This window comes from Pontibacter harenae (genome assembly GCF_020907245.1).
GTDB classification, from domain to species: Bacteria; Bacteroidota; Bacteroidia; order Cytophagales; family Hymenobacteraceae; genus Pontibacter; species Pontibacter harenae.
Genome location: NZ_JAJJWH010000078.1, coordinates 1 through 8,110, shown reverse-complemented (window position 1 = coordinate 8,110; position 8,110 = coordinate 1). Strand labels below are relative to the sequence as shown.

Genomic DNA, 8,110 nt, shown 5'->3' with positions numbered 1-8,110 from the left:
TGTCGCAAACTATAACTTATCATTACTTTTATAGAGGTACCCCAATCAAAATCATCGTCGTCATCTGCATCTTCAATGCCTATACCGATAGGAGCTTTCAAATATATACCCATTGCTTTTTGCTTTTCACCACCGCCGTACCTTACTCTGTAGTTTAAGCCCGCAAAGTAATTAAGCCAGTAGTCGGTTTGCAGGCCTAGTACTGCTGTATCATCTTTCCTGAACTCCACATAAGGCCCAGCCGACAAGCCCACCAGACCTATGCCTGTCTGTGCCTGTAGGTACAAAACAGAGCTTCCCTTTCGCTTATCAAAACCAAAATTGGTACTGATCGGAAATTGGTTTTCGTACCACCAAAGGGAGGCTTCGATTCCCCAACTCACTTTCGGCTTCTTTTGGCCAAAGTTATAGTGTAGCATCGGGCCAACAGAAAAAATATCCTGCGCCCGCAGATCTGCACAAAGCATGAGCAGCAACATAGGCACCAGCAGCAGTGTCTTCCTGAATTTGGCTTTTAAAATCATTATTTTAAGGTATAGGTTAGATTCTTTTAAAATCGATCCAATAATCCGAAGCCTCATCAGCAAAGCGCTTCACTTTTTGCAGCAGTACCTCTGCATCACTTTCTACTATTAATTTCTCCCGCAGATTCTCCTTTATAAAACCTTCCACAATACAATGGTCTACCATCTCAAAGAACTTATCGTAAAAGCCATTCACGTTAAAAAAGGCAACAGGCTTTCTGATAATATCCAACTGGTTCCAGGTGATGATCTCGCAGATCTCATCAAAGGTGCCGAAGCCGCCAGGCATGGCAACAAAAGCATCTGATCGGGCTGCCATCATGGCTTTGCGTTCGTGCATGGTCTGCACCACATGCTGCTCGTTCAGCCCTGTGTGTGCCACTTCCCTATCTACCAGGCTCTGCGGAATTACGCCTATGGCCTTTCCTCCACCCGCTAACACAGCGTCGGCTATCGCTCCCATCAAACCTACTTTTCCACCACCAAATACCAGCGCTATACTTTGCTCTGCCATCAAACCACCTAGCTTAGCGGCAGCTTCACGGTACACCTCACTACCGCCCGCATTTGCGCCGCAAAAAACTCCTATACTTTTCATGCTGAATAAATTGGCTAAAAATAAAAAGTTAATATTAACAAAAAGAGCTCTAACAATAATGCTAGAGCTCTATATTTATTTATTTGAAAGTTTATGTTTTATACAGGCATCTTCTTAAACATCTTTGCTAGTGTTTCAGCTACAAAATCTATCTCTTCTGGCGTGTTATACTTACTGAACGAGAAACGCACATTTGCTCGATCAGGATCTATGTTTAACGCTTCCAATACATGAGAACCAAGATTGGCTCCGCTGCTGCAAGCACTTCCGCCAGAAACAGATATTTTGTTTATATCTAAGCTAAAAAGCAGCATTTCGTTCATATCAGAAGGCGGCAGGCTTACGTTCAGCACCGTATACAGGCTTTTATCCCCCTCTGCAGACAAGCCGTTAAACTGCACGCCCTCCATCTGATCTTTCAGCTTGTAAATCATTCTATCTTTAAGCCCCTGTATATGCCGATGGTGTTCCTCCATATCGCGGTAAGCAATTTCTAATGCTTTGGCTAGGCCAACTATACCATACACGTTTTCGGTGCCGCCACGCATGTTACGCTCCTGTGCACCACCTTGTATCAGCGGTTGGATTTTCACATTGGCATCGCAGTATAGAAATCCCACGCCTTTAGGTCCATGAAATTTATGAGCAGAACCAACTATAAAATTTGCTCCCAGTTGCTGCACATCATGCTTATAGTGGCCCATGGTCTGCACCGTATCGGAATGAAAAATAGCGTTATACTTCTTGCTGAGCTCGCCTATGGCCTGAACGTTATTCAGGTTCCCGATTTCGTTATTGGCGTGCATAATTGTTACCAGAGTCTGCGGGCTGTTTGCCAGTAACTCCTCCAGGTGCTCCAGGTCCAGCACACCCTGTTCATCGTGTCGTAGGTAGCTTACCTGCACATCCTGCTGCTTTTCCAGCATCTCCACCGTATGCAGCACTGCATGGTGCTCCAATTTAGTGGTGATGATATGCTTGATACCTAACGTACGTACCGTGCAAACAATGGCAGCATTATCGGCCTCGGTGCCACCAGAGGTAAAGAATACTTCGGCTGGCGATGTGTTAATTAAGCCCGCCACCGTCTTTCGTGCCTTTTCTACAGCAGCTCTCACCTCACGGCCATGCGTATGAATAGAAGACGGATTCCCGAAATGCTCCAGCATAAACGGAGCCATGGTATCAAAAACTTCTTTATCTAGCGGAGTAGTGGCGGCATTATCTAAATAAACACGCATATCTGTAAAATTTTTAATTCTTAACTAAACAACTGTATTCGCATTAAAAAAAGTTGCGCCAGGCAGTAAGACATGATATGACTTCGACCTGGCGCAACTCAAAGATTATCTTGCTTTATGGCTACAGCAACAACACATAAGCTTAAGACTTTTCAGAGATGATTTCTTTGATGTCGGTAATGATTTTATTGGCCAGGTGCTCGGCAGTTGCGTTACTCTCTGACTCTGCATAAATACGGATAATAGGTTCAGTATTAGACTTGCGCAGGTGCACCCATTCTTTATCGAACTCTATCTTAACACCGTCTATCGTATTGATAGGTTGCTTGGCGTAGCGCTCCTGCATCTGGCGCAGCACTTCATCAACATTTACCTCAGGGGTTAGCTCTATTTTGTTTTTAGAGATATAGTAATTGGGGTAAGAAGCACGCAGGCGCTTCATGCTCATGCCAGACTTAGCTAAATGCGACAGAAACAATGCGATACCGACTAAAGCATCACGTCCGTAGTGCAGCTCTGGGTAAATAATACCGCCATTGCCTTCACCACCGATGATGGCATTCTGCGCCTTCATCATATTTACCACATTCACCTCACCCACGGCTGCCGCATGGTACTCTCCTCCTGCTTTCTCGGTAACATCGCGCAAAGCTCTGGTAGAAGAAAGGTTAGAAACCGTATTGCCTACTTTATTTTTAAGCACATAATCGGCCACAGCAACCAGCGTATACTCTTCGCCGAACATGCTGCCATCCTCATTTACGAGGGCCAAGCGATCTACATCTGGGTCTACTACTATACCCAAGTCAAACTTTCCTTTTTCTATCACTCGAGATATTTCGCGCAGGTTTTCGGGTAACGGCTCAGGGTTATGGGCAAAATTACCGTCTGGCTCACAGAATATCTTCTCTATATTTCTTACGCCGAGTGCTTCTAACAGCATTGGCACTGCAAAGCCACCGCTAGAATTCACAGCGTCTACTGCTACTCTAAAATTTTTCGCTTTTATGGCCTCCACATCTACTAAAGGCAGGTCTAAAATGGCTTTGATATGTTTCTTGAGTGCTTTATCACTTTGCTTGTATGTACCCAGATCATTTACCTGCGCAAATTCAAACGACTCCTGCTCTGCAAGCTCCAGCACGAGCTTTCCTTCTTCATCAGAAATAAACTCTCCATGCTGGTTAAGCAGTTTTAGAGCGTTCCATTGCTTCGGATTGTGGCTGGCTGTAAGTATGATACCGCCTCCTGCCCTTTTATCAGGCACAGCCATTTCTACAGTAGGTGTGGTAGAAAGGCCTACATCAATTACATTGATGCCTAGGCCTTGTAGTGTAGCGCACACTAGTTTATTTACCATTTCACCAGATATACGTGCATCGCGCCCTACTATAATGGTGTTATTCTGTGTTGTCTGCAGCACCCATGCGCCAAAAGCAGCAGCGAACTTTACAACATCTACTGGCGTAAGAGCATCACCTGCTTTACCACCTATCGTTCCTCTTATTCCTGAAATTGATTTTATTAAAGCCACTTTCTAAAGTTCTTTTACCTGTACAAAAGTAGCAAATTAAAGAATAAGAGCAGAACAATTAGTTTACTTATACCCGAAGGTTAAGGCAACATTTCAGAGCAAAATGCGTCTACTGCATCTCGAAAGGCTTTCGCGGCTACAGATGCCTTTTAATTTGTACATTTGTTTTATGGATACTATAAACTTTGATGATAGCCCACGCGGCAAGCAACTAAAAGCATTTAACCGCTTGCTGGACGTGATGGATGATTTGCGCGAGAAGTGCCCATGGGATAGGAAACAAACTATAAACAGCCTGCGCCACCTTACCATAGAAGAAACCTATGAGCTTTCTGACGCCATTCTGAAGGGCGATATGCAGGAAATTAAAAAGGAAATAGGCGATATAATGCTGCACCTGGTGTTTTATGCTAAAATCGCCTCTGAAACGAAATCTTTTGATTTAGCCGATGTACTAAATGCACAATGCGAGAAACTGATTTTTCGCCACCCGCATATATATGGTGACGCTAAAGCAGATACAGAGGAGCAGGTAAAGCAGAATTGGGAGAAATTGAAATTGAAGGAAGGCAATAAGTCGGTACTAGGAGGCGTTCCATCATCGCTACCAGCTTTAGTAAAAGCAATGCGTGTGCAGGAAAAAGCAAGGGGAGCAGGCTTCGACTGGGACGATAAGACCCAAGTGTGGGAAAAGGTGCAGGAGGAATTAGGTGAGTTCGAAGCAGAGTATAACATCACAGATACTTCCTCTATAAACAAAGAGCAGGCTACAGCCGAATTTGGCGATCTGCTGTTTTCCCTCATTAACTTTGCCCGTTTCATAGACATAAATCCAGAAGAGGCTTTAGAAAGGACTAACCTAAAGTTTATCGACAGGTTTCAATTCTTGGAAACAGAAGCCGCAAAGGACGGCAAGCAGCTACAATATATGACTCTAGCAGAAATGGATTTCTACTGGAACAAAGCTAAAAGCCGATAATTTTGAATAGTTTAAAATAAAATTTATATATTTAGATCAACCTAGAGGGTAAAAACGTTTTCCAGCAAAAAACTGCAGCAGAACTAAGGCTTTAGTTACCGTTATTTGAAACCCAAGACACATTTCTATATCTTAGTCAGACAAAGTAGCCCATAAAAAGCTGCTAAGTGATCAACTTACTACTGTTTAGTTTTCTCTACTTGACAAGTAAAGCCAACTAATTCTACTGAATTATCAATTTTTAGTCTTAGTGTTTGAAAAAGTCGGTATAGATTGATGTTTATACTTGGGATAATATTTTAAAATAATTAGCTTTGTAGAAGCGGTAATTTGCTCTAAATTATTTTTGATCTAAAAGAGGCAAGTTTAGTTTTTTTTCATGTTTGAAAGCTTTTTTTTAACGTAAGTGCTTTGAAAATTGCTAAAAAAGCAGAAATTGCGAATTGAAGAAAGAACTAAATTGGTAGCAAATTCATTTAAGTTAAACACAAACAATTAATTACACACAAACAGCTAAACTTTAAACTTTAAAAAAATGGAAAAAAAGACTGCAGTAGTAAGCAAAGACGCTAATGTAGAAACAAAGAACAGCACGGGTGGCTCTTTATTTGCCACCATCGTAATTCCAGTTGCTATTATCGTATGTTTCCTGATTTATATCTTTGTACTAGGTAACCCTGGTAACTTTGAAGGTGGCAGCAACGAAAACCATCCACTTCCAGGTAACTATTTAGGGATTGTTTACAAAGGTGGTTACGTAGTACCTGTTTTGATGTCTCTTGTTCTTTTAGTGTTTATTTTCGCAATTGAGCGCGCACTAACTATCAGCAAAGCAAAAGGCACGAAAAGCGTTGCAGGTTTTGTTCGCATCATCTCTCAAAAACTAAACCAGCATGACATCAACGGTGCTATCGCAGCATGTGATGCACAAAAAGGTTCTGTTGCAAACGTAGTAAAGTCTGGTCTGCTTAAGTACAAAGAAATGCAGGCTGACAGAGAGCTATTAAAAGCAGAGAAAATCGCAGCTATTCAGAAGGAAATTGAAGAGTCTACTTCTCTTGAATTGCCAATGCTAGAGAAAAACCTTGTAATTATCTCAACTATCGCCTCTATTTCAACACTTGTTGGTCTGATTGGTACGGTACTTGGTATGATTAAAGCGTTCTCGGCTCTTGCAGCAGCAGGTACTCCAGATGCAACTACGCTTTCTAACGGTATCTCTGAAGCCTTGATCAACACAGCTCTTGGTATTACAGGTTCTGCTCTTGCAATCATTGCTTACAACTACTTTACAAGCAAAATCGATGAGCTTACTTACAGCATTGATGAAGCTGGTTTCAGCATTATCTCTACGTTTGCAGCTCAGCACGATACTGCAGCAGCAGGCGCACCAAAAGCAACTCAAACTGTATAATTACCTTAACCAGTAAAAGATGCCTAAAGCAAAAGTAAAAAGAACCAAACCGTCCATAGACATGACGCCTATGGTTGACTTGGCCTTCTTGTTAGTTACTTTCTTTATGCTGACTGCCACACCTACACCAGATGAAGCCGTTATCGTTGATACACCTTCGTCAGTCTCAGAAATAAAATTAAGAGACGCTGACGTTATCACCATAACAGTATCTAATGACAACCGCGTATTTTTCGGTGTAGACGGTAAGCATACAAAGGAAACGCTTCTCGACAGGATGGCTCAAAAATACGGTGTAACGTTCAACGAAGAGCAAAGACAAACCTTCGCACTGATTCCAAGCTTTGGAGTACCAATTAACCAATTGGGTTCCTTCTTATCAGTACCAGGACCGGAACGCAAAGACGTAAACCAGCCAGGTATTCCAATCGATTCTGTTAATAATCAGCTATCTGATTGGGTGTGGGAAACGCGTAAACTAAATCCTTCGGTTATAATAGCCATCAAAGGTGACGTTGACGTAAGCTACGAAACAGTTGATAAGGTGATCAGTACACTGGAGGCAAGAAAGGTAAACACCTTCAACTTGATTACAGACATGGAAACGCGACCAACCATTAACTAATAAAGGAGAAACAATGGCAGAAATACAAGAAAAAGCTGACTCCGGTAAGGGTGGTAAGAAAAGAGCCAAAAAGATGTCCACTCACTTGGACATGACACCGATGGTGGACTTGGCTTTCCTTCTGTTAACGTTCTTCATGCTTACAACTTCTTTTAGCAAGCCTCAGACAATGGAGATTAGAACTCCGATTGATGAGAATAAGCCAGAGAACGATACCCCTATCAAAGCCAGTAATGCATTAACAATACTGTTGGGCGAAGAGGATAAAGTTTATTACTACTTTGGATTAGGTAATCCTGATGAGAACCCAGAGGTAGAAGTAACAGATTTTTCGAACAACGGAATTCGTCAGGTACTATTATCACAGCGTGTAAAGGATAACCCTAAAATGGTTGTGATGATTAAACCAACTGAAGCATCTCGTTACAAAAATATGGTTGATATTTTTGATGAGATGAAGATTACAGATACAAAAAAATTCGCTCTTGTTGATATAACAGAGCAGGATAAACAGTTACTCGCAAACAGATAATAATTAAATAATGGAAGTTAACAAGTATGCTAAAGCATCGCTCGATGATATCGTCTTTGAAGGACGAAACAGAGCGTATGGTGCTTACCTACTTCGTAGACTTTACAACAAGCACATCACTCAGGCTGCTATTATAGCAACTATTTTGTTTGCCTTGTTCATTAGCATTCCGCTTGTTAAAGCAATGTTCAAAGATGAAGAGGTAGAGCAGCAGATTGAGCGAGTTGTAACGGAAGTAGAGTTGGCGCAGCCACCACCAGTAGAAAACACACCGCCACCGCCACCGCCGCCGCCGCCGCCACCAGATGCGCCGCCACCACCGCCGCCACAACAGGCCACAGTAAAATATACTCCTCCTGTTGTTAAGCGTGACGAAGAGGTAGTGGAAGAAGAAGAAGTGCCAGACGTTGATGTTTTAGAAGAAACAGCAGCCGGCACTAAAACTCAGGAAGGTGTTAAAAACGTACCTGCCGCACCAATCGGTGATATTGAAGGAACTGGAGCTATTGTAGAAGAGGTGATTGAAGAGAAGCCTTATACCTATGTAGAGCAGATGCCACAATTCCCTGGAGGTGATGGAGAACTGTTGAAGTGGCTGGGCAAGAACATGCGTTACCCTGCAGCAGCTCAACGTGCAGGTATAGAAGGTATGGTAGTTCTTTC

General features: G+C 42.5%; 9 protein-coding genes. 5 read left to right on the top strand and 4 right to left on the bottom strand.

The annotated features are described in order from the left end of the window. The 4 genes from LN893_RS19890 to glmM form a co-directional block, all read right to left on the bottom strand. A partial coding sequence (locus LN893_RS19890) for a hypothetical protein (RefSeq protein WP_229973119.1) occupies positions 1–524 on the bottom strand: 524 nt, incomplete at its 3' end. Positions 525–540: 16 nt separating this feature from the next. Further along, positions 541–1,122, bottom strand: coding sequence for an LOG family protein (locus LN893_RS19885; protein WP_229973118.1), 582 nt, complete (start codon positions 1,120–1,122; stop codon positions 541–543). Positions 1,123–1,220: 98 nt separating this feature from the next. Further along, positions 1,221–2,363, bottom strand: coding sequence for a cysteine desulfurase family protein (locus LN893_RS19880; RefSeq protein ID WP_229973117.1), 1,143 nt, complete (start codon positions 2,361–2,363; stop codon positions 1,221–1,223). Between the two features lie 142 nt (positions 2,364–2,505). Beyond that, positions 2,506–3,897 carry a phosphoglucosamine mutase gene (gene glmM / locus LN893_RS19875; protein ID WP_229973116.1) on the bottom strand — a complete coding sequence of 464 codons (1,392 nt, stop codon included), beginning with the start codon at positions 3,895–3,897 and terminating at the stop codon, positions 2,506–2,508. Between the two features lie 169 nt (positions 3,898–4,066). On the opposite strand from glmM, the gene mazG reads away from it, so the two are divergent. The 5 genes from mazG to LN893_RS19850 all read left to right on the top strand — a co-directional run. After that, the gene (mazG, locus tag LN893_RS19870; protein ID WP_229973114.1) at positions 4,067–4,876 is read left to right on the top strand and encodes a nucleoside triphosphate pyrophosphohydrolase; all 810 of its coding nucleotides are present in this window, start codon (positions 4,067–4,069) and stop codon (positions 4,874–4,876) included. Positions 4,877–5,411: 535 nt separating this feature from the next. Then, positions 5,412–6,290 (top strand): MotA/TolQ/ExbB proton channel family protein, encoded by an 879-nt coding sequence (locus tag LN893_RS19865; RefSeq protein ID WP_229973112.1) that lies wholly within the window; start codon positions 5,412–5,414, stop codon positions 6,288–6,290. A 19-nt stretch (positions 6,291–6,309) separates the two neighbouring features. Continuing rightward, positions 6,310–6,915 carry an ExbD/TolR family protein gene (locus LN893_RS19860; RefSeq protein WP_229973110.1) on the top strand — a complete coding sequence of 202 codons (606 nt, stop codon included), beginning with the start codon at positions 6,310–6,312 and terminating at the stop codon, positions 6,913–6,915. Between the two features lie 13 nt (positions 6,916–6,928). Next, positions 6,929–7,447, top strand: a complete 519-nt coding sequence (locus tag LN893_RS19855) for an ExbD/TolR family protein (RefSeq protein ID WP_229973108.1) — start codon at positions 6,929–6,931, stop codon at positions 7,445–7,447. Positions 7,448–7,457: 10 nt separating this feature from the next. Next, a partial coding sequence (locus LN893_RS19850) for an energy transducer TonB (protein ID WP_229973106.1) occupies positions 7,458–8,110 on the top strand: 653 nt, incomplete at its 3' end.